The sequence below is a fragment of the Brasilonema angustatum genome (assembly GCF_059505445.1).
On record NZ_JCACKO010000034.1, the window covers coordinates 10,615 to 31,732 of the forward strand.

The following is a 21,118-nucleotide window of genomic DNA, read 5'->3' on the forward strand; positions in this document are numbered from 1 at the left end:
ATAAACAAGACTAAAAATCGCCTTTAAGCCCTCTATTTTTTTAAAAATGATGAATCATACCATCATGTATATTAAAACCTTTTAAAAATGATTTTCGCGGCGTTGGCAGGGTAGATAGTCTCTAAGAGTGATTGTGATTTTCTAAAATATCCCTTTTTTAAATTAGAACGTAGCTAATAATTGTGGCTTACGTTTTTTTCTTTTGTTTTTCTTTTTTATTTTTCTTAATTTTCAACAGACTATCTTTCAAAAAATTTCGCGTGCGCTTTTATGTGTGTATTTTCTGCTTGTTTTTTTTTGAATGTTTTCTTTGAATATAGTAGAGCGGGGGAATCAACACTTCCGTAAATTAGAAATCCTCATTTACGTGAATTAGGATTCCCTGTTTACGTAAATGAGGAATCCTCCGTTACGTAAATGAGGGGTTGCGCAAAATGGCGAAACAGTTGATATTACAGGTTTTGGCGGATGTTGGTAACGCCATCGCTGGGTTGAAAAATGTTGGCGGCGCTTTAGATGACATCTCCAAAAAAGCAAAGGACGTTGGTGGAAAAATGACGGACTTTGGAAAAAGTCTTGGTGCTGTGACCACTGTCCCAATCGTCGCTGCTTTAGGGGCTGCAACTAAGACGGCGCTAGATTTTGACACCCAAATAGGTGATGCTGGGCGTGCATTGGATTTGCAAGGAGCTAAACTGGACAATTTCAAAAAGCAGATATTAGAAACTGCGCCAGCATTAGGACAAATGCCGACTAAGTTTGCGGAGATTGCCACGGAAGCTGGAAAGCTAGGTATAGCTGGCGATAAGGTAGTGGAGTTTGCTCAGTTGGTTAGCAAAGGTGTGATGGCGACAGGTGCCGATGCCATTGAAATGTCAAAAAACCTTGCAGCGCTTCAAACCATTACTGGGTCATCTGCGCAGGATATGGAGAAGTTGGTTGCTGCCGCTAACAAGGTAGATGATGCCATTGGTGGTTCCACGCCTGAAATCTTAGAATTTGTCCGCCAAACTGCTGCCGCAGGTAAGCTTGTGAATATCAACACAAAGGAACTGGCAGCGTACGGTGGCGCGATGCAAAGCTTAGGCATTCAAAACGGCGTAGCTTACCGTACTATGGGCAAGCTCATCACCACACTAGCTGCACCACAAGTGCTATCCAAAAACCAAATTGAAGGACTCAACGCTTTAGGTATTAGTGCGACCGAAATGGCGGCGAAGATGAAGGAGTCTGGTTCAGGCGGGGTGCAATTCTTCCTTGACAAAGTTAAATCTATTGCCACAACTGACCCACAGCGAGCGCTGGGTGCAGTTAAAGAACTAATTGGTGCGGACTTTGGTGACGAAGTTTTGACAAGTGCTTTAGCCGTAGATAAATTTAAAGAAGCACTAAAGTATGCGGGGGATGATGCCGGGAACCTTGCCAAATTTCAAGCAGAGGTGGAAAAGAAAACCCAAGGAGTTGCAGGTCAAATTCAAGTCTTTAATGCTAACCTGGCTCAAGTAGGTATAACTATTGGTTCTGCCATCCTTCCTGCGCTAAATTCTTTACTCAGTATTTTGCTGCCAGTCATTCAAGCATTTGGGAAATTTGCAGAAGCTAATCCGGTATTGGTGCAGATAGGTGTGGGTGTTGCGGGATTGGTTGCTGCGATCGCACCTCTTATCATCATCATTGGCTCACTTATCACCGCAGCTGGTAGTATAGGCGCGGTAATGGGAACAATTGCTCCAATACTTGCTGGGGTAACAGCGGCTGTTGGTGGTGCAGTTGCTGCTGTTGTCTCAGTACCAGGGTTGATTACTGTAGCGATTGCTGCGGCAGTCGCAGCTGTGGCATACGGAGTTTATCAAATCGTTACCCATTGGGATTCCATCAAAGCTGGCACAGCAGCAGCCTGGGACGCGGTTGTTGCTAAGATTGGGCAAGCAAAGGATGCGCTCTCGCAGAAGTGGACAGAACTGACAACCGCAGCAAGCACAGCATGGACAAATATCCAAAACACCATAAACCAAGCGGGTGCTAACATTCAAGCAAAGTGGACAGAACTCCAAACCAGCGCAGGTACAATCTGGGCTAGCATTCAAGCCCAGGTGCAATCAGCAGGGACGGCTATCTCACAAAAGTGGGTAGAGGTGCAAAATGCAACGAGCGCAGCGTGGACGGGCATTGTTGCTAAAGTCCAAGAAGGTGTAAGTACTGCAACCAAGGCGCTATCTGGTCTACCTGCTGCTTTCCAATCTTCCATGTCCAGCGCCTACAATGTTGTCCGCAATACGATGGCGCAAATCATCAAAGCAATTACGGACGCAGTATCTTCAATGGTTAACGCGCTCAAGAACGCTGGCGCAAGTATGATGAATACCTTAGCTGATGGAATCAGAGGTGCCGCCAGTGCCCCAGTAAACGCGGTACAAGGCGCTATGAGTGCGGTAAGGTCATATTTACCAGGAAGCGACGCTAAGCTAGGTGCGTTGTCAGATTTAACGGCATCTGGTCGCGCACTCTTGCAAACATTCGCCGACGCGATGATGAGTAATGTTGCTCCAGTCCTTAAAGCTGCTTCTTCGGTTGCAAGCGCTGCGATGCCTAGTGAGCAAAGAGCGCCAATGTTGATGGGAAATAATTCCTCATCCAGCATCACCATTAACTTTCAACCAACTGTTAACCTTTCAGGGTCTGCAAATCAGGATGATGGTAGAAAGTTACTTGCGCAAATGGAAAAATGGTCGAGTGAGATTTTGGATCTTTTAGATCGCAATCGTAGCAGAAATAATCGGAGGTAACATGGCAGTAAAGCGTCCTATTATTAGCTATGTGTCTATCAACTCTAGTGTTGGGACTACTAGCATTGGAAACTATATCAGCGATTTTTCATATACCGAAGAACCTGGCTTTGGTCGCTCACATTGTGAATTTACCCTTGACCCTAGCGCAACGCTTATTCCTCAAATTGGTGATGCGGTAGAAATTCAAGTGAAATATTCTTCTGATCCTGCCCCCAATAACATCACCACAGGAACCCATAAGGTAAATGACGTTATTTATGACCATGCCCGCAAGGTTTACAACATTGGCATGAGTGCATTTGATTTTAATGGTGGTGCACTCAATGAAATTGGGTACAGCTATGACAATGCTAGTATCAGAGCAATTGTAGATACCCAAGCAACACAACTTAGTTTGACTGTCAATAATTTAAGCAACATCTCGGGTGCGATCGCAGGGTTTCAAACCCAAAACTCATCCAGTCAAACCGTTTACAGATTCTCAGGTAAAACCCGCGCTGAAATCTTAGAATCCCTTGCCCAGCAATATGGATTTTTGCTTAGAGTTAAAGCTGGAACCATTTTCTTCTATGATTTTTTAGATTTTGAAAATGCTTCTCCAGTACTCACGCTTTCACCAACCAGTATTGCTAGTGATTCAACTGCGCAGGTTCGCTTTTCTACTGATGGAGTTTATAGCGCAGTGCGTGTTCAGTACATGAGTGGTGGCTCTCCTATCACCAGTGACTTAAGTATTCAGTACGCTAATGTGACCAATCGCATTCTTAACTTGCAATCAAAAGGAATCCTTTATAACGGAGAAAGCGCAGCGCGGTTCGCCTATGGGGCTGCTAAAGACAATAACAAAGAACAACAGGTTTTTACTGCTACGACTGAAGGCAACTGGCTTTATGTCTTGGGTGCGATCATCCAACTTTCTGGGTTTAATCAGGGAAATCATAAATACTTTCTTCGCAGATGCGTTCACACACTTAGGCAATCTGATTCATGGCGTACCATGATAGAATTGCAGCGAGTATTTAACATTTAGCTGGTTACCGTAACGTTACGATAACCATTAAAATGAGCGCAAAACTATGTCTCTTCAATCTGGCAGCTTTGGCACTATCACCTTTGCTGTACCGGAAGTCTTAAAGATTGCGGTGCAGCAAACATCAGGATATGTTGAAATTCCGATTATCAATGGCTTCTCTCGTGTTCACTGGATATCTGACGAGCTTGATAGGATAAAAGTAGACTTTAAATTTAGCTCTATGCCTGGTGTGGGCTACAATACAAGCGCTAAAGCTCGGTTAGACTTGCTCCGCGCTGAAAAAGGTTCTACCACGCCTAAAGCGCTTACGATAGCAGGCGAAAACTTTGGTAATTACTTAGTGAAATCTATCAACTGGGAGGTGATATCCCAGGCGGGGACTATGAAACCTATAGTTGTAACTGCTCAGGTAGAATTTCTAGCGAATCCAATTTAAGGGAGGCAGTAATAAGATGAATAATTTTCTCCCTGGAATCATAGCCAGCCTCAACCAACGCTTGCTTTAATCCCTGTTCCAATTGTTTTGGTGACGCACTTGTCCCCTCCAAAAATGGGGAGGGTTCCAAGCCCCACGATTCATCATGGGGTAAAACAGATCCACCCAAAAACCCTCCCCATTTTTGGTACGTGTTAGACCCCCGTGACATCAAAGTACGCTGTTGATATTCACCTTGTGCATCAATCTTCCCCGTGCCTTGGATTGCTTTCATTCGGTTTAAACCTCCGGCATAATGACTGGAATGGGTTGATTCTTGTGCTTTCGATAGATGAGGAAGTCACTGTCTAAGGTCAAGACTTCGCTGCTAGGATACAGCTCTGCCATTCGTACTAAACTTGCATCGGCGAAGGAGATGGGAACGGAGCGATACCGGGTTAATAGCTCGGTGATTGACTCAACTTCCAAGTTAAACTGAAAAGCTACCAAAATTTGCTGACTTTTTAGTAATCCAACTAAAGTTTCTCGCCCATTATTCACACGCTGCAATAAGAACCATGCTTCTGAAAGCACTGCTTCACAGGAGAGTAGTGGAGGTTGGATTGTAGCAAGTTCTGTCGTTACCCAGGAGTGATGGTGATCGCGGCGATCAATAAGGGCTATGAGGGAACCAGTATCAAGGAGAACTTGCTGACGCATCAGGTACCATATCCTTTCATGTACTCAGGATTAGTAGAAAGATCTCCAGGACCAGAGCCTGCACCGATATAGGCTTGGGCTGTTTCTAAGAACGATTGAACTGGTTCTATGTTCGCGGATGGTAATCTTTGCCGCTTGCTTTTGAGAAACTCTGCAAAGTCCAGAACCTCTTGTTGCTCGGCAGGAGACAGTGTTTGGAGTGTTTCAATGACTTGTTGTTGAATGGGTTGCATAGGGAAAATCTTCGTCTAGCATTAAGATCAATTATCATGCATGATATAGCAGCGCCGGTAATAGTACACCTGATATCAAAACTGATAACAGTACAGCAGTAAGACAGTAATTGATGGGAGAACTAGACAACATGCTGACGTTAGAGAAATCTTTCTCAAGCGATTAAGCAGTTCAACAGAATAGCTCAAATACAGGTAGAAGTATGTTTGTAGAAGCTAGTGAGAAAGAACACGAAAAAACTTGAACCCTCTCCCCCTAATACAGCACTGAACACAGACTATCGTATAGAAAAAGTACAGACAGCCTGACAACACTTTTCTACACCTCGTAGAGAAAGTATCTATACATAGGTTCACAAAATCAGAGTCAACAATATATCTATGCAACGCTGCAAACTCTATGTTGTGTTCGCGTTAGAGAAAGATTTACATGACGGTGAAGCGTGCAAAAGGAACCAGTTGTCAATCACGCAGCGTGCCGTCAAGCCAGAGGCTTATCGCCTGTGAAATTGACCTTGAGATTGTTGAACTTCGTCAGCAAGAATCATACATATCGGCTACTTTTTTTTCATCAAAGAAATTGATCCTGGGGGATAATCAGACAGAAGAAATGTTTTGTCTGTTAACTCACTTCTTGACAATGACCCCTCTTGCCCTGGTTCATTCCATACGCGAGCGCAAGCAGTTGCGACACCTAGCACCTGTTGACGCTCAACAAAAACTCATTCAAATGTGGCTGCACGGCAAAGCGACTTTAACTCAGTCAGCTTACCAACGCATTATCACCAAGTTTTTGGGCTTTGTGGGAAAATCCTTACTTGAAGTCACGCTTGAAGATTTACACGATTACTGGATGCAATTGGAAGCAGAGGGAAATTCTCCAGTCACCCAAGAAAATCACCTGTCGGCTATCAAGTCGCTGTTTTCTTTCGCTGCCAAGATGGAGTATATCCCCTTTAATGTCGGCTGCGCTCTCAAAGTTAAGAAATCTGACGACAATCTGACTGAGCGCTATTTGACGAAAGTTGAGGTGGACCTGCTCATTAATGGGGCTACAAACACTCGTGATTTTATCATCTTAACTTTACTTTATAAAGGAGGATTGCGAGTGAGTGAACTGTGTGGGCTTACATGGAAAGATTTGATGCCACGCGGCGACGGTGGACAAATAACGGTACTAGGGAAGGGGAATAAACGGCGTTCTATCCGACTGCCATTAGACCTTTGGCAGCTTCTTTTAAGCTTGAGAGGAAATGCCCCACCTGATGCCCCGGTGTTTATTAGCCGCAAAACCAAAGGACACTTGCACAGACAGAACATTCACCCGATTGTTAAGGCTGCTGCATTGCGTGCAGGGGTGAATGAAAAAGCTTCGTGCCACTGGTTGCGCCATGCTCATGCCACGCACAGTATTCAAAAGGGTACGAACCTTGCTTTGATTCAGAAGACTTTGGGACACAGCAATATCGCGATTACTAGTAAATACTTACACGCATTGCCTGATGATAGCAGCGCTTTGTATTTGTAGGATATTGACCCAGAGGAAGACGGGACTGGCTTTAGTTCGGCAGTTGTACTCTCAAGGGTTTGAGCGAGAAGATGTTCTTAATTTATTGGCTTTTGTAGACTGGTTGAAATATGTCTACGCTATTGGCTTAAAGCCATATTTTTCAAATAAGTCATTCAATGCCTCAGCTAACAGTGTTTGGACAGTTTTATCTTGCGAGAGTGCCAGTTGCTTCAGTTGCTTAGATACAGCTGGGTCGAAGTGACCAGCGATTGCTTTCTTACCCTGCCTGCTTGGTGGTAGTTCGGGTTTTAAAGTCGATGACTGCTGCTGCAACTCTTCCTGTTTGGGTTCGCTAAAATCTGGTTTTCCTGATGCTTTGTGCAAAGCAGCCGCTAGGTTTGGTTTATTAGCCATGACTATACATGTTGACGTGTATACAAGTTTATATGTTTACATTATAAGTTGTTTACCGGGGTTCCGACTGGAAAAATAAGCCGTTGCGGGGTTTTGACTGGGAAATGAGCGTCGCATTTGGGCGAAGAAAATGAGCCAGCCTTTGTTGGTTGATTCGTCGGTGCTCACAGGTATTCGTTGTAATAAGGCTGGCTCATTTTCCCAGTTGGAACCCCGCTACGCCTTGGTTTTTGTTGATTCGTCGGCGCTCACGGGTACTCGTTCTTTAAAGGCTGGCTCATTTCTTTGCCCAAGTGCGTCGCCCTCTTGGGTTGATTCGGAAGCAAAACTACGTTCCGCTCCGCTAACACGATTTATCGTGTTGTTATTAGGGCGTCGCGGGGTTCCGTCTGGGAGAATGGGCAGGCTTTGTTTTTGTTGACTCGTCGGCGTAGTTGTGTACTCGTTGTATGAAGCCTGCCCATTCTCTTTGCCCAAATGCGTCGGCTTATTTTTTTATCCCAATGCGTCACACATCCACTTGTAAACTTGTTGGATTTCCTCGGCAGCTTTGCCCAGAGGCTCGTACTCCTGTGCTGTTTGTCCTGCGGTGAGCGAGTGAACGAAAGCAGCGCGTTGACCTATCCTAATAGGGGCGATAGAAACGCCTAATGGTGCGATTGCGCGGAGCGCAGACGCCTTCAGGCGTATCGCTTCTACTGCTTCATCAGCCAATGAACCGCGAGGGGGAACAGCGTTGAGGACAACGGTTGCTGTTTTAGAAGCCAGATTGACCAAATCAATGGTGTCACCAATTGCGCGTAAATCAAGAATCGCTGGGCGGCAGGGAATCAAAATCAAGTCAGCAGCACGGATAGCAGCTAAGGCAGCAGTTTCTGAATGGGGAGCCGTATCAATAATGGCTAAGTCTGCACCATTATTGACGGCTGCTTCCAGAACTTTTGGCAAACGGGCGGCTTGTGCTGAGACGACAGCAGGGATTTCTTGTTTTCGACTGTCTCCCCAGCCAGCCGCAGAAGCTTGTGGATCTAGGTCGATAATCGCTGTTTCTTTGCCATCAATACAGGCTGCAACTGCTAAATGCACAGTCAGGGTGGTTTTGCCTGCACCACCTTTTCTAGAGATGATAGCAACTGTTTTCATGTCGAGAATACTACATTTTAACTTGTATACATGTTGATACTTTTATATGTATACACGTTAGAGTGTGTACTTGTAGATTATATGCCAGCCGTGAGATAAATGGCTCTATTAAGAGTGGACAATACGTCAGAGAAATCTTTCTTCAGCGATTTCTAGTTTTACAAGCGCTAACCTCACTTTTTGTAAGCATTGCGAGAGCTTTGGGTACACTTGTAGCACACCAGCAATAATCATGTCAGCGACTTCGTGAGCTTCTTTTGGAGAGGGCACTAAGCTTCTTACAATAGAGATGGCTGATAGGCGCACCCGTGTTAGGCACCATTGGCTTGAACTGTATACATTTGTAAGCAGTGTATACAGAAAGCATTACACGAAATGGCTCAAAAGTGGAATGCTGAAGGTCTTTAGGCATGGGGTTAGCTTACCCAAGTAGGTCGTACCCAAATTTCCTGCTTATCTGCTTCTCGCCATGAAAGAACGCGATAATGACCGCGCCGAAAATGACCCACAGGGCTATTATGAGTACCACCTTGGGGAGATTGGCGTTGATGCTTATATTCTTTGCCAACCCAGATAAAATTGCGTTCTGCTTTTGGGTCAGGTCTGCGTTGATGTTTGCTGATCTTTGTGATCGCATTAACTGATTCCGGTTTCCTAGAAATCATGTACAACAAAATCTGAAACACCAGCCCACTAACCTGATTGATAAAAAGCGCTTCTGTTTGCGCATTGCCGTTGACATAATAGTTAAAACCAGCAATAGGATGCTCATTTTCTGGGCTAGGCAATTCTGTCGTGCTAGAGTAAATGTAATTAAGATCTAGCGACGTTACCCATCGAAGTCTGAAAGAATCTATCCCTTTTCTGTTAACGATGTTGTGCTTTATATTGAACCCGCATTTAGCGCCTACGTATTTAAGATAGGCGTTATCTCTTTTCTCCTCATGAAATGGTTCAAGGAAATTAATTAAAAGCCAATTAAGACTATACCCATCTGGACTTATCAGAGTATTCTGCGGTAACATGATCAATGCTCTGTCAAATGGCATTCTTAAACCCCACAATTGGCTTGGAGGTTGAGAGTTGATAAATCCCTCCATCAACTCTTTTGTGAGCGCGTAAACAGGGAAATTTGGTGATAGTGTCGCTTGCCAAAAAGCATAGGTGCAAGCTCCCCAAGTAGGGTCTAATGTTTTGTTTAGTTGCACAGCTTGCGGGATGGTGATTAATTGAGTTGCGATCTCTGTTGCAACTTCCTTATATTTTGAATAACCCGCGTGATCGCAGAATGCTCTTGAGGTTAATTTCTTGTACTCAGGAGACTTTTTGCATTCTTTAATAATCCAATCTTTTATTTTGTTAGCTTCTTCTACTTTCATTCTACTTTGGAGAGGAAGAGGATTTTCGCTGAGGTTTAGATGACTTTTTGGGTTTAACTTTCTGCTTCAATTTGCGCGTTTTGGCTGCATTCTTCGCATGATGATGAGCATCATAGCGTAGATGGCAAGGAGCACATAAACAACGAAGATTGCTCGGGTGACAGTTTAAAGGAGTGTGATCGCTATGAGAAACAGTCGCTACAAATCGCACAGGTTTCTCGCAGCATTCCAAATATAACTTTTTTGATTTGCGAGCTAGCCGATACTTAAAATCATCCCAGGTTTCGCTAGGGCGACGGCAAGGGCGATTACACTCCTCGCAAGTCCAATTAGCTTTATCTTTAATTGCGACAGCAATCTGCTTCCAATCCTTCGGGTATAGTTTTTTGTTTTTGGCACTAATGGGCATTTTATTTAACCTTGCTCCATAAAAACCCCACATAAGCGTTTAAAGCTGAATAACCAGGGTTTATGCCCTTTTGGAATGGGTCATAAAGTCCTGGTGTTATCAACCGTTTGCATTCAGCCTCTGGAGTCCCTACGTAAATATAAAATCTTCCTTTTTTATCTACTTCGCAATTATGTGGTTCCAGTTGACTCCATGCTTTTAGCAGTTGATTCCGTTTATTTGCTTTGCATAGATGCGTTTCCTGAAGTTGAGAGATCATGGTACTCCTAGGGACTGGGCTTTCCCAGCCTATTTGTTTACTACGCTAACTTAACAATCAACCTAGAAACTTTGACCATTTCCGCAAAGCTATGGCACCTCGCTTGAATTTTTATTAAGTAATGACGCTTAAGGAAACTTCGCGCTAATGTGCGGAAAACACAAGGTATGAAAAAATCTCGAATTGTAAAAGCTTCAGCAAAATTTCTGCCCATTAAGGCAGATGCGTTCGCGTAGCGGCTCCTTTGGAGCATCGCTTTTACCGCTATTTTAACCTCAGCCCAAGTATGAGCAAACTTTACGGTTGGACTTACTTCCAAGCTGCCAACCTCTCCTTCCTTATCTTCCTCGCACTCCTCTTGGCTATTGTCGTGATAGGGTTCGTTAGCGCACCCCTGGCTATACTCGTAGGCTACTAAGGCAGCGATCGCCTTATCCCTATCGAACACCCAGCCATCTTTCGTCTCAAACAGCGCGTCCCGGTCAATGCCAGCAACACCCAGATAACCCCAGAGTCCTTGCCTGTCCCAGCCATCAAAACGCGTCGGCTCAGCTTCTGGTTGCACTTGCGGCTGCTCAGTTTCTTGTTTATCCTCCTGTACAATACTTGGCAACCCTAATGCCCACTCTTTAAGCTCTGTAAGGTTTTTGAAGCGATGCCCTTGGCTTTTATATCCGGAACTTGTCTTCTCTACCAAGTAACCTTTGCTGGTTAATATTTCTTCTACTTCTGCAAACTTCAAGCGTGTCATCTGTTTCTCCTTGCCTCTATGCCAATAATGTCATATAGTAAATCAAAAGTCAAGTTGGTTATCGTAACTTTACGATAACGAGAACTAAGCTGCAATAGCGGTCGCAGCTTGGCGCAAGAAAGGAACCAATACCCCAGTTTCCATTGCTGCTATGCGATCTATTAGCAAAAGCCAACCACGCTTGGATCTTAAGTCTAATCCTACGGTAAGCCCACGCTTCTTAAAGTGCTGTGTCTGTGTGCAAAACATACCCATTTTTTGGGCTAACTTAAAAGCTGCGTTTTTGATTTCCTGTAATTTGCGCTCCATCTTTTTGCTCTCCGTGTCTTTATATTTAAAATATGATTTATTGGGCATACTATAGCAAGTAGGGTTGTGCCAGTTGTTTTCGGTGATATTCTGGTTATGGTAAAGTTACGATAACCAGGGAACTGGGGATCTTGTTTGCGTAGCGTGCCCATAGGGCGATCTCCAGGTCATTATCTATGACCAATATCTCACATATACTCTTGTGATTTCGCCTTGGTAGCCGCCTTTTAAGCTGCATCGTTCGCCGTTCTTAAGAAATTCTTCCCAGCATTGTTCCCCGCTTTGTATAGATTTTTCTGCATCTTGTAAGTCAGTTCTTACATTTAATTCGTATGATCTTAAAACTTGTAGCATTTTAATGTTTGTTACTTGACGTTTTCCTTTAGCGCTTAAGGTAGCCCATAATTTAGGGTGTTTACGATTTAGGGCTTCGATAACTTTTACTGGGTTAAATTCAATTCTGTAAGCGTTTGACATTTCGTTCTCCTTGGTGTTTCTTATCTTTATACTTATAGTATGATTTATTGGGCATATAAAAATCATGTAGATTGTGCCACTTTAGAAAAGTGGTATTGGTTATGGTAACGTTACGGTAACCGGGATCAAGGGTGCGTTTCCGTCAATCCTCTACAACCATAAGGATTCCAGTATTTACAAGAGATTCTAGAAACTTTTTGCAGCTTTGGGTAGAAATTGATTGGGCTACGTTTTCTCCATATGCGATCGCTGTCCGGTCACGAAAGTTCCGCATATAAGTTTTAAGATCGCATTCTTCCCATTGACCCTTGAGGCTGGTAATAACCTCAACTGGGGATCGTCCTTCTATAACACGATGATCGGGATCATCTTTAACTTGGTACCTCATTATGCAACTCCTACCAAATCGTTGGTTCCTAATGTAATTGTACGTTGGCTGTAGTAAGAGCGTAAATCTACGGTAGATGCGGAGGTTAATACGGCATTGAAGATTTTCAACCAACCTTCTTTGCCTCGTAGATCAGCGTTGATCCCGTTTGCTTTTGCCCATGCCTTAACACTTTTGCTGTCAGCGAGTCCCAAACCTCGGTAAACTTCTTTTTTGATGTCGGTTAATTTTGTGGGTGCTGCAACTGGCTGGTTTGCGGGGATCAAAGCTTCAAAGCGAGCGCGGAGGGTATCACAGTTAGCTGCGATCTCAGCATCTATTGAGCGAATTACAAAGCTTTGGATGAGTCGTACCCAGTTAGAAATTTTTTGCCCGTCTACGCTTCCGCTGTGTTGACGAAACTCGATTGTGCCGTGGCGTAAGTAAGATGCGATGTTCACTTTGTAATATCGGCTGTTGTTAAACACTTCTTCTAATATTTCTTGTACAGATGTGCATCTGCGTAATTTGGGTTGATTGATTCTGGCAATGCTTTGACAGTAGTAATTGTTATCGCCTCTACGGCTACCAGGCATAATCAGGTCAAATACCGCTTCGTTCTCGGCGTAGTTGATGATTACTGATTTGATTTGGTTAAGTGTTAGACCTGCGGCATCTATGTGTACATGTACGCCACATTTTTTGTTAACCTTGCCTACTTGGTCTAGTACATTGCAAGCTGTGATGATTTCAGCGATCCCCTCTTCACCTAACAGTGGAGGGGAAACCAACTCATACCCGCAGGAAGAATCAGTAATAACTTTCCAATATCCGCGCAAGCTGTGGTTGTAGCCTTCAGCTACTGCGTTGATTCCTGCTTGGCGCAACTTGTCGGCGATCTCATCTAACCCTAAATCACTTACAAATTCAATTTCTACTCCGTAACGTCTCATTTGCCTTTCTCCTTGGTGGTTGTTTTCTATATTGATAGTATGCCCAATTAATCACATAATTACTGTAATCCTTGTGCCACAACCGAAGCAGGCACAACGGCTGGTTATAGTAACGTTACGGCAACCAAGAAAAAAAGAGAATATGCATCCTCTTTGCACAATTTTTCATATTAGCATTAGCTTATCGCACAACGGAGGGGATCACTTTACCTAGTTCGCTGTGTATAACTTTAATGGTTTCAGGAATTTCTTGTACTGGGGTATTAGTGAGCGCAATCACTGATTTGCAAAGCGCTTCAAGCCCCTGGTTTTGTGTTGCTTTGACTGTTATTTGCCAATTATAAGCCCAGTCTATTGCTAGGCGAATATGCAACTGAAAGTAGTTTAGTCCGTCTGCGCCAACATGGGTTAGTGCGGCGATCGCTTCTCCTAGGTGTTCGTGAACTCTCAAAAGATTATTGTCCATCGTTTTTTAATTCCTCGATAGGTTGCATTTCCTGTGTTTGGTGAACTATTGCAGATGAAATAACTGCGGAAGCGCTCAGTAACGCCAATAAGACCAAGATAATAAATCCTACTGTACTTTTATTAGGGAAGTTTGCTTTTTTGTTGGTTTTGAGACTATCCCCAATAAATTGATAGGCGAGATGAACCATCGGCATTTCCCAACGCCAAAAAACGAACCATTCTCCGTGCACTCGATTCCCTTTGAAACGATTATGGAGTTTGCTTTCAATAGCCGCCATGTCGTCAACTGCAATATATCTAATGCAATCAATTGGACATGGGGCTTGCTGTCCATTTAACTCGATGTGGCGGCGCTTAGGGTTATTAGACTTACCGATCTTGTATCGGCACACAATAGGAGAAAAAATTCCATAGAAGCCAATTGCTTTCATCAAGTACACATGCCCATCCTTGGCAGCTACTTCCGCAGGATATCCGTAACGCTCCGTATAAGTTTCTAGTAATTCAGCAGCCAGTTCGCTGTCATCATTTGCTAATCTGTCAATCTCAAAAGAAACACTGGTAGATGTATTCCTTTTTGTCTTCAAGTAGATATTGTGGAGTTGCTTATCGTAACTTTTGGTGTTGTCAAAAATATACATTGTTTCCTCTAAGTATTTATTCTTTGTGCCCGTTACCGTAACGTTACGGTAACGAGTGAACAGTTAGGCGGATGTACACAGAGTGTTTAAGCATGTGTCTAGGATTTACGCGCTAATCTTTTAATAAATACTGTCTTGAGCGCTTTGAAAGTCTAAGAAAGCTTGTTCGATGTCAACTGGGAGTTCGGAGCGTTTTTGAGTGGCGGCGATCGCCTCATCTAACAGTTGATTGTTAGATTCTTCGACTTGCTTTTGTGCTTTGAGTTCCCGAATCTGTTCTTTAAGGTTCTCAATGGTTGCGCTCATCTCTCGGTTTTCATGCTCTAACTTTTCAACATTATTCTTGTTAAAGCGACTGCTAACGCCTGCGTGAACGATAGCATATTCCAAGGCAGCTTTTTGAGAACCAAATTGACGAGTTAATTGGTCAAGCTTGGGTTTAAAGCTAGGGTCAATGCGAACAGTAACTTTAAAGTAATTGTCTTCATAAACCTTGCGGCATTTTTGTGTGGAGGTCATTACTTCTTGCATGATTTCCTGTTAGTAATTAACGAGTTTGTAGGATGGGTTTTGAGGGATGCATGGTTCGCGCTTTTGCTTATTCTTGTTGCGTGAATCGTTGCGTGAGAGGTGCGAGGGGTGGCGCGATTTGAACGGAAGAATCAAGGTTTGAGGTTTGCACAAGGTGGTTCACACAAACCACTTTTATCGCGGCGATAAAAAAATCTGCCTTGTGCGAATCTTGCGGATTTTCAATTCATCGTGAGATTTCCTTCAGAATTAATAATAATTAGATTTGCCTCTTTCAACTCTTGGATTGCATCGTTTCTATCAGCACCATAAACATGAGCTATTCTTGCAACTGCCCAAGGTTTTAACGGTTCACCTCCCATCTTTCGGCTCATCTTATCAATTGCTTCCATCATCTTGATTGCGTTATCAGATAAATCTAAATCATCAAGGACATTATTGCTTCCCTTGTTAGTTTCAGGCGCTTTTGTTAGTTCTTGCGCTATTGATTGTGCAAGCTCATTTACCTGCTTATTAAACGAAGATCCACGTGTTTTTCCTACTTCTCTAACTGTCTTATTAGAAAGGTCAGGAACAATGCCAATACTGGGAACAGACCCAACAGTTGTGAAAATAATAGGGGAAGTTACGCTGTTATCGCCGATCGCATTGGTTAAAAGTAAGTAAGCTGCCATGATACCTGGTCTGTCCTCCTTACTTACGAGGCTGTTGTTACCAATGACCTGCAACATTGTGCGTACTTCACCTTTTTCTCTACCTCCTACTGTACGGACAAACCCTTGTGAGTAAATATCAAGACTTTCACGGATACTGGCGTCTTCTGCCAGTCCTAAGCTAGCGAGCGCAGCCGATTGGCTATCTACAATTAATGCAACTCCAGAGTCTCGTCCAACGGTGATAATCTGTCGGATCATGCTCATCACGTGACCAAAATCCTTCTTGTTTAACCGTTTCAACTCTTGGAAAGTAGCAAACCAATCTCCGAGGACTAGGCGGATAGGGGAGGTTTCTTTAAGGCGATCGCGTTCCTCGGGAGGCAGTTCTTTTCTGTGGGCAAATTCCCGGTAAACCTGAAACAGCGGTCTGAGAATGTGCTCTAAAACAATACCTGGTTCTTCTTCTTCGTCAGAATCACCTTGATTAAGGTAGTCGGTCAGAAGAAGATTATTGAACACCTGTCTATTTTCTTCTTTAACCCCAGTAAGCTGGTCATTTTTTTGGAGTAAAGCATAGAAGGTGGTGTTTGGGTAATTATTCATTAGCCCTTCTAAAAGGTCTAACTCGGTCGTTGTTTTACCTGTTCCGGTTCCACTTGCGATCAACAGAGATTTTTCAGTGATTCGCATCCCGTTAAGGATGTTTCTCCCTATATCTCGAAAATTAACCCATTTATCTTGACCTTCTACTGGGTTATTCACCATCTCAATTGCTTTATTAACTGCAATGTTTCTGGCTTTCATCCCTTCATCCACGTTTGCAGATTTAGCTGTCACTTTAAATTTAGAAGCTGCAAGCGCTTCCAGGTCTTCTTCTCTTCCTGCCTGTTCTTTCCTTTTCGCGCTCATAAGTAACGCTATTGCTTGCTGTGCCGCAGGAGTTAATTGTTTTGATGGCGGTGCTTCTATTTGCTTTTCTGCGGGTATGTACTCAATAATCTGCGCATTCATGCGCTCGTCTTCAATAATGCTTTTAGCTTCTTTTTTCTTGCGCCGAATTGAAGCAGTACTTAAATGCTTATGATCCAGTAAGCCTGAGTACCCAGCTAAAGACAAGCCTAGTACTGCTGACATTATCCTAATAGACCTATTGAGTACAGCATTAGGGTATAAGCGCACCTCCTCTGTTTCGCTTAGCGAAGTTTTATCAAAAGGACTGCGGATTGAGCCATCCCAGCGCAGTGCGCTAGGAGGAAAAAACAGTAAACCTAAGCTAATAATCGTTGCAGCCGTTGTTTTGACGTGAACATATTCTTCGTCCGCATCTGTTTGAAAAATATCCAATGAATTTAGAAACTTATCGACACTCATTGCACACCTCACAAAAACAGCAACAGAGCTGCTACGATTTGAGTTGCAATACCCAGTATCACTTCTTCGCGTAGTTCTGGATAACACAAGAACAAGTAGATACCAAAAGCATTAATTGCAAGCAGTGCAATCCCAACTCCTGTAACTAAGGCAGTAATCGTTTTTGCTATATACCCTAGTAATAAGAAACAAAAAGTCCCTACTGCCATCCAGCTAATCAATCTGCGTGAACGTTGTAACAAATCATCCATTTTTTCTCCTTGTTATAGCCAGGATGTTACCCTGGCTATAGATTTTGTTTTAAGTGGTGCTTTCACCTTTACCCGCCTTAGCTAGGCGTTCAGTAAAGGTTTTCACCTTTTCTTCTTTTTTCTTTTCCACTGTGCCTTCAATAGCACCCAACATTCCTGGAAGTGCTCCCAGCATTGCGGCTAATTCTGAGTCAGATTTCGCCTGCTTGAGCACTGTTTTAGCAAAGTAACTAATTAGCTCATTTTGGCTTTTGCTTAGCTCTAAAGCTAAATCAGCAGCCGTTTGTTGCATCTTGTATTTTTGCTGAGTCCACTGGACAACCTTGCGGAACTCCCCAAGCGATGTTCTGAACTTTTCTAAGTCTTCTTTGCTTTTACAAAGCCCTACATTTAGCAGTTCTTTGGGCATGAAACGCGGAATATGCGTTCCTGCAACAAAGCTGTCTACTGAATCAAATTCTTTGGCACTGGCGGTCGCTGTACTTGCACCCGCTTTTTTGGCAGTGCCGTTAGTTCCTAATGCTCCCATTAGACTATCCTGAATAAATCATCAACATAAATTTCAAAATCGTCATCATTTACAATTCCATCTATTTCTACGTCACCACCTCCTACAAATAAATTGTCTATAAACTGATCTTCTTCACCGTACAAATCGGTATTTACGTCGCCTACAGCGTAGTTAATTTCTTCGTTTTCTAGATACTGTTCAAAAGCATTCAGTTGAGTTGTTATTCCCTCAAGAAGTTCTGCGGTAGTTAATTCTTGAAACACGGTCTTTTTTGCCACCATACCTTAGTCCAGTAATTTAAATAGATTGTCAATCACCTGCTCAAACCCATACTCATCTGTCCCAAGGGCATCGTAAATACTTTGTACTTTTGGAGAAAAGGGGACAGGTACATACGGTTTAAGCGATATATCCCTACGTGTTCCGCAGTGATAGCATGTTCCTGTGCTGTCTCTTGCTTGTAACCCATCTCCACTATGAAAGCAGTGGTAGGTCATTTTTCTGCAACTATTGCACCAATAATGTCTCATGGCACATTCCTGATAATGTATTGAGTAGTGGTGTTTTGAGGGCTGGGACGGTTAGTCAAAGCGATCGCCCCAGCCCAACTCAAATAAATCACCAACCCTGCGCCACTAAATCCCAAAAGTGCGATAATGACTTCCTTAAGTCCTGATGAAGGAATTTCATCGCGGTAATGACGAACTATCTTATAGCGATCTCCATCCTGGCTAACAAAATGGTTGGTAACATAGACATCGGTTCTATCAACTGTCCGTCTAGTCTTGGTCATCGCTTCCCTCCGGTTACCGTAACTTTACGATAACGGTGAAACTTTAATGCATTTAGTTCTTGAGTCGTAAGCTTGGTTGTTCTTTTGATAGGTTTTTGCCTGCGGCGAGGGAACTTCTCAAACAAAACAACGGCAACACTACTAATTGAACTAAATTTCAAGTCTTGCATTGCTTGCTCTACAGTCATTTTCATGATTAATAAATAGCTGCTATTGTTTTTTCTAAAGCCCAATTAACTGCGTCTAATGGGGCAAAAACAAAAGTGTTGAGAACAAAATAAACGCTTTTGGTGAACATAGCTTTTTCCTCTTTGGTGAATGTTTTTGCAATATCTCTGATAGCTTTTTTACCGTCTGGAAGATTGCGCAAGGAATTAATCGCTTCCATGATTTCTTTTTCTGTTAGTTCCATGATTCGCTGGCTAAGACTTTCTGTCATAGAACTTGGTTTCATCCGTGCTAAAATCTCAGCCAACAAACCAGCTAGATGGAAGCGAGTGTCTGTGTCAAAAAAGCGTTAGCATCCTCCAATGCTTCCTTAGCAGTGGTAGATGCGGCGGTCGCTGTTTGCATGCGGTTACTAATGCCAACTTGCCGTTCCGCAGCTTGTTTTTTGATTGCGTCGCTTGCTTGATTTGTGCGCTCATTACTTGCGGTAAGCCGAGATTTAAGATAACCTTCCCAGATTTTTGACTTTGTGCTTTCGTAAGTCTCAATCTGTGCCAGACTGTGCATTACCGCAGTGGTAACCACATCCTTCATGTCAATGTTTCCGAGCGCTTCTATCAAGGCATATTGGGTTGCTTCTGAATTAATCATCATCTGAGCAATGCTTGCACCATCGCCGTCTGCGGAAATCAAAGCGCCAGTTGGCATGGTGCTTGCTGCTTTGTACTCATCGACGTTTGTCATAAAAAGCTGAACCAAAGCGTCAGGTACTGGAGTATTTGCTTTCCAGTTCACGTCTGGCGCTTTGTCGGTCAGAAGAGTAATCATTTCAGCGACTGAAACGCCTGCGTAGCCTGCTAAGTCTTTAACATTAAAGTTCATGCTGTTTTTTCCTGAATAATATTGTGAAGTACGTCAAATCTTGCTTTTGAATACCACTTTGCGGTGGATTCTCCGGTAATGTAAGCGCGGGTTCTATCAGCAGAACGCACGCGCTTCATTGTTTCTTGTATCCTGCTGACAAACCAGATTTGATAAGGGCTTAATGGCGCTTGCCTATCAAAAGCACCTTCTTCATCTCTAGGTGTGTCGTTTCTAAAACTAGGACTAGATCGCCATGCGAGATCGCACCAAGCGACAACACTAGTCCGAGAGCAATTTAGCAAAGCTGCTAATTCTTTTTTAGTCAGCGAGTAATCACAGTAAATTGATAAAGCATCTAATTCCTCGCCTAAAGTTAAAATCTTGAGCTTAGTTGCTGCCACATTTCCTATGCAATTTTCAAGGTTTGTTGCAGGCAGTTAGTTGTACAGTATCGTTGCGTTCAGTTGGTCAGTCGCTCGTCTGTTTAGTTGACTGCCTACAAAAATTAATATAACGTACTTTAAAAAGTACCGTCAAGTCCTTTTCAAAGTACTTTTTTGTATAAAGTAAAAATACTCAAAAAATTTAGCCGCGAGAAGCGTCGCGGCTAAGATAATAATGTTGATATGAAAACAAGCAGGATGTTTTATGTCATTTAGACCAGACCAACTACACCCTAATATTATCAAGATTACGCCTAGGCGCGGAATCTTTGGTCAAAATCTTGCCGTTTGGTCAACTGGACATGATTATCCAATTGCCACTTTTATGTGGAATATCATCGCTTCTAAGGCTGCGTCAAACCAAGCTGAGATTGAACAGATAGTGCGAGCACGAATGGAGATTACTGGTGAAAATTTTTTGGAGGCTTATAATGCATTGGTTTTAGAATCTGGCATGTTTCGCTTATCCGAAAATGAAAACACCAATGATACCTTGGTTATGAATGCGGAGCTAGTCCAAGCGATTCGAGATGCTGCTGCTGCCGAAGGAATAAGTACTGCGGATTTTCTTAAACAGCGGCTAGGCTTGTAAAATAATTTATTTTCAGCACGATATTGCGGACTGCCTTTTTTTTATCAGCAGTCCTTTTTTAACACTTAAAAAAAAGATGTGCATTTTGTCATAGAATGCACATTTGGTGGATATTAACAACTATCGTAAGTTCAGTCCTTCGTTACGGTAACGTTACGGTAACCGAGGGCTATTTTTTTCTGAGTGAGCAAATTCCTTATAAGTGATCCGAATGGATTCACGAACAAGATCCGTAATACTGCGCCCAGTTTTTTCGCTGACAGCAGCAAGAAGTTCCATCTCAATTTTTGCTAAATTGATTGTGAGTCGTTTACTAACCCATTGCTTTGACATGTGTTTCCTGCTCCATTTCGTGTATATTATGTATTGCGCGGAGAACTGTGCCATTTTGTTTAAATAGCTGAAAAAAACCACTGTAATTAGTACCAAGATAGAAGATTCTAGACCCTGGCACGGGTTTATCACTAGTTGTGCCGTCTGCGTTGATGAATGCGATGCGATCGCAATCCACAAAAAAGCACTCTCGCGTTAGCAATTTAAAGCCATCGCTGTCACCTTTACCTAGGACTAAACCTAAGGAAGTTCTGGCAGTGTTGAAAAATGCGCCGGAAGCCTACACCTATCTGAGTACAGATAAGGTGTAGGTAGTTCACAAGATGTAAGAACCT

General features: G+C 43.1%; 31 protein-coding genes. 5 read left to right on the forward strand and 26 right to left on the reverse strand.

All coding sequences use genetic code 11. The annotated features are described in order from the left end of the window. Nucleotides 1-434: 434 nt before the first annotated feature. From AC5JM2_RS08470 to AC5JM2_RS08480, 3 genes are read left to right on the forward strand one after another with little or no spacing between them, the layout of a single operon-like run. The gene (locus AC5JM2_RS08470) at nt 435-2,786 is read left to right on the forward strand and encodes a phage tail tape measure protein (protein WP_495834454.1); all 2,352 of its coding nucleotides are present in this window, start codon (nt 435-437) and stop codon (nt 2,784-2,786) included. Between the two features lies 1 nt (nt 2,787). Continuing rightward, a complete protein-coding gene (locus AC5JM2_RS08475; RefSeq protein ID WP_495834455.1) occupies nt 2,788-3,819 on the forward strand; it encodes a phage late control D family protein in 1,032 nt (343 codons plus the stop codon). A 46-nt stretch (nt 3,820-3,865) separates the two neighbouring features. Beyond that, nucleotides 3,866-4,258, forward strand: a complete 393-nt coding sequence (locus AC5JM2_RS08480) for a hypothetical protein (RefSeq protein WP_495834456.1) — start codon at nt 3,866-3,868, stop codon at nt 4,256-4,258. Here the strand turns inward: AC5JM2_RS08480 and AC5JM2_RS08485 are convergent. The 3 genes from AC5JM2_RS08485 to AC5JM2_RS08495 are packed head-to-tail and all read right to left on the reverse strand — an operon-like array spanning nt 4,212 to nt 5,190. After that, on the reverse strand, nt 4,212-4,532 hold the full coding sequence (locus tag AC5JM2_RS08485; RefSeq protein WP_495834457.1) for a hypothetical protein: 321 nt from the start codon (nt 4,530-4,532) through the stop codon (nt 4,212-4,214). The genes AC5JM2_RS08480 and AC5JM2_RS08485 overlap by 47 nt on opposite strands. Before the next feature lie 5 nt (nt 4,533-4,537). Further along, complete coding sequence (locus tag AC5JM2_RS08490; RefSeq protein WP_495834458.1) at nt 4,538-4,957, reverse strand: type II toxin-antitoxin system VapC family toxin; 420 nt, start codon at nt 4,955-4,957, stop codon at nt 4,538-4,540. Continuing rightward, complete coding sequence (locus AC5JM2_RS08495; protein ID WP_495834459.1) at nt 4,957-5,190, reverse strand: DUF2281 domain-containing protein; 234 nt, start codon at nt 5,188-5,190, stop codon at nt 4,957-4,959. Before AC5JM2_RS08495 ends, AC5JM2_RS08490 begins: the two co-directional genes overlap by 1 nt. Nucleotides 5,191-5,830: 640 nt before the next feature. Here AC5JM2_RS08495 and AC5JM2_RS08500 point away from each other — a divergent pair. Continuing rightward, a complete protein-coding gene (locus tag AC5JM2_RS08500) occupies nt 5,831-6,718 on the forward strand; it encodes a tyrosine-type recombinase/integrase (protein WP_495834460.1) in 888 nt (295 codons plus the stop codon). 114 nt (nt 6,719-6,832) lie between these two features. Here the strand turns inward: AC5JM2_RS08500 and AC5JM2_RS08505 are convergent, their stop codons facing one another. From AC5JM2_RS08505 to AC5JM2_RS08610, 22 genes are all read right to left on the reverse strand, one after another. After that, nucleotides 6,833-7,114, reverse strand: a complete 282-nt coding sequence (locus AC5JM2_RS08505; RefSeq protein WP_495834461.1) for a ribbon-helix-helix domain-containing protein — start codon at nt 7,112-7,114, stop codon at nt 6,833-6,835. A 495-nt stretch (nt 7,115-7,609) separates the two neighbouring features. Then, nucleotides 7,610-8,257, reverse strand: coding sequence for an AAA family ATPase (locus AC5JM2_RS08510; RefSeq protein ID WP_495834462.1), 648 nt, complete (start codon nt 8,255-8,257; stop codon nt 7,610-7,612). Between the two features lie 416 nt (nt 8,258-8,673). Next, nucleotides 8,674-9,636, reverse strand: coding sequence for an AcrVA2 family anti-CRISPR protein (locus tag AC5JM2_RS08515; protein WP_495834463.1), 963 nt, complete (start codon nt 9,634-9,636; stop codon nt 8,674-8,676). A gap of 1 nt (nt 9,637) precedes the next feature. Further along, the gene (locus AC5JM2_RS08520; protein ID WP_495834464.1) at nt 9,638-10,045 is read right to left on the reverse strand and encodes an HNH endonuclease; all 408 of its coding nucleotides are present in this window, start codon (nt 10,043-10,045) and stop codon (nt 9,638-9,640) included. A 299-nt stretch (nt 10,046-10,344) separates the two neighbouring features. Beyond that, nucleotides 10,345-11,055 carry a hypothetical protein gene (locus AC5JM2_RS08525; RefSeq protein WP_495834465.1) on the reverse strand — a complete coding sequence of 237 codons (711 nt, stop codon included), beginning with the start codon at nt 11,053-11,055 and terminating at the stop codon, nt 10,345-10,347. Nucleotides 11,056-11,139: 84 nt separating this feature from the next. Continuing rightward, nucleotides 11,140-11,364, reverse strand: a complete 225-nt coding sequence (locus AC5JM2_RS08530; RefSeq protein ID WP_210612039.1) for a hypothetical protein — start codon at nt 11,362-11,364, stop codon at nt 11,140-11,142. A gap of 174 nt (nt 11,365-11,538) precedes the next feature. Continuing rightward, nucleotides 11,539-11,841 (reverse strand): hypothetical protein, encoded by a 303-nt coding sequence (locus AC5JM2_RS08535; protein ID WP_495834466.1) that lies wholly within the window; start codon nt 11,839-11,841, stop codon nt 11,539-11,541. Nucleotides 11,842-11,983: 142 nt separating this feature from the next. Next, a complete protein-coding gene (locus tag AC5JM2_RS08540) occupies nt 11,984-12,229 on the reverse strand; it encodes a hypothetical protein (protein ID WP_495834467.1) in 246 nt (81 codons plus the stop codon). Beyond that, nucleotides 12,229-13,161: an amidoligase family protein gene (locus AC5JM2_RS08545; RefSeq protein WP_495834468.1), complete on the reverse strand. Its 933-nt coding sequence runs from the start codon at nt 13,159-13,161 to the stop codon at nt 12,229-12,231. The genes AC5JM2_RS08540 and AC5JM2_RS08545 overlap by 1 nt, the downstream gene beginning before the upstream one ends. A 181-nt stretch (nt 13,162-13,342) precedes the next feature. Beyond that, nucleotides 13,343-13,627: a hypothetical protein gene (locus AC5JM2_RS08550; protein ID WP_495834469.1), complete on the reverse strand. Its 285-nt coding sequence runs from the start codon at nt 13,625-13,627 to the stop codon at nt 13,343-13,345. Beyond that, nucleotides 13,617-14,270 carry a GIY-YIG nuclease family protein gene (locus AC5JM2_RS08555; protein WP_495834470.1) on the reverse strand — a complete coding sequence of 218 codons (654 nt, stop codon included), beginning with the start codon at nt 14,268-14,270 and terminating at the stop codon, nt 13,617-13,619. Before AC5JM2_RS08555 ends, AC5JM2_RS08550 begins: the two co-directional genes overlap by 11 nt. Nucleotides 14,271-14,390: 120 nt before the next feature. Then, a complete protein-coding gene (locus AC5JM2_RS08560; RefSeq protein ID WP_495834471.1) occupies nt 14,391-14,801 on the reverse strand; it encodes a hypothetical protein in 411 nt (136 codons plus the stop codon). Between the two features lie 221 nt (nt 14,802-15,022). Beyond that, nucleotides 15,023-16,828, reverse strand: a complete 1,806-nt coding sequence (locus tag AC5JM2_RS08565; RefSeq protein ID WP_495834472.1) for a hypothetical protein — start codon at nt 16,826-16,828, stop codon at nt 15,023-15,025. 8 nt (nt 16,829-16,836) lie between these two features. Continuing rightward, on the reverse strand, nt 16,837-17,079 hold the full coding sequence (locus AC5JM2_RS08570) for a hypothetical protein (protein ID WP_495834473.1): 243 nt from the start codon (nt 17,077-17,079) through the stop codon (nt 16,837-16,839). 49 nt (nt 17,080-17,128) lie between these two features. Then, nucleotides 17,129-17,608 (reverse strand): hypothetical protein, encoded by a 480-nt coding sequence (locus tag AC5JM2_RS08575; protein ID WP_495834474.1) that lies wholly within the window; start codon nt 17,606-17,608, stop codon nt 17,129-17,131. After that, the gene (locus AC5JM2_RS08580) at nt 17,608-17,871 is read right to left on the reverse strand and encodes a hypothetical protein (RefSeq protein WP_495834475.1); all 264 of its coding nucleotides are present in this window, start codon (nt 17,869-17,871) and stop codon (nt 17,608-17,610) included. Before AC5JM2_RS08580 ends, AC5JM2_RS08575 begins: the two co-directional genes overlap by 1 nt. A 3-nt stretch (nt 17,872-17,874) precedes the next feature. Next, the gene (locus AC5JM2_RS08585) at nt 17,875-18,087 is read right to left on the reverse strand and encodes a hypothetical protein (RefSeq protein WP_495834476.1); all 213 of its coding nucleotides are present in this window, start codon (nt 18,085-18,087) and stop codon (nt 17,875-17,877) included. 29 nt (nt 18,088-18,116) lie between these two features. After that, nucleotides 18,117-18,383, reverse strand: a complete 267-nt coding sequence (locus tag AC5JM2_RS08590) for a hypothetical protein (protein ID WP_495834477.1) — start codon at nt 18,381-18,383, stop codon at nt 18,117-18,119. Then, nucleotides 18,380-18,577: a hypothetical protein gene (locus tag AC5JM2_RS08595; protein WP_210612055.1), complete on the reverse strand. Its 198-nt coding sequence runs from the start codon at nt 18,575-18,577 to the stop codon at nt 18,380-18,382. The genes AC5JM2_RS08590 and AC5JM2_RS08595 overlap by 4 nt, the downstream gene beginning before the upstream one ends. A 2-nt stretch (nt 18,578-18,579) precedes the next feature. Further along, nucleotides 18,580-18,822, reverse strand: a complete 243-nt coding sequence (locus tag AC5JM2_RS08600) for a hypothetical protein (protein ID WP_495834478.1) — start codon at nt 18,820-18,822, stop codon at nt 18,580-18,582. A gap of 44 nt (nt 18,823-18,866) precedes the next feature. Then, nucleotides 18,867-19,433, reverse strand: coding sequence for a hypothetical protein (locus tag AC5JM2_RS08605; RefSeq protein WP_495834479.1), 567 nt, complete (start codon nt 19,431-19,433; stop codon nt 18,867-18,869). Beyond that, complete coding sequence (locus AC5JM2_RS08610) at nt 19,430-19,816, reverse strand: hypothetical protein (RefSeq protein ID WP_495834480.1); 387 nt, start codon at nt 19,814-19,816, stop codon at nt 19,430-19,432. Before AC5JM2_RS08610 ends, AC5JM2_RS08605 begins: the two co-directional genes overlap by 4 nt. A gap of 247 nt (nt 19,817-20,063) precedes the next feature. On the opposite strand from AC5JM2_RS08610, the gene AC5JM2_RS08615 reads away from it, so the two are divergent. After that, entirely contained in the window at nt 20,064-20,450 is a 387-nt protein-coding gene (locus AC5JM2_RS08615) for a hypothetical protein (RefSeq protein WP_495834481.1), read from the forward strand. Nucleotides 20,451-20,603: 153 nt separating this feature from the next. On the opposite strand, the gene AC5JM2_RS08620 is transcribed toward AC5JM2_RS08615, so the two are convergent. After that, on the reverse strand, nt 20,604-20,783 hold the full coding sequence (locus tag AC5JM2_RS08620) for a ribbon-helix-helix domain-containing protein (RefSeq protein ID WP_210612060.1): 180 nt from the start codon (nt 20,781-20,783) through the stop codon (nt 20,604-20,606). Nucleotides 20,784-21,118 lie beyond the last annotated feature (335 nt).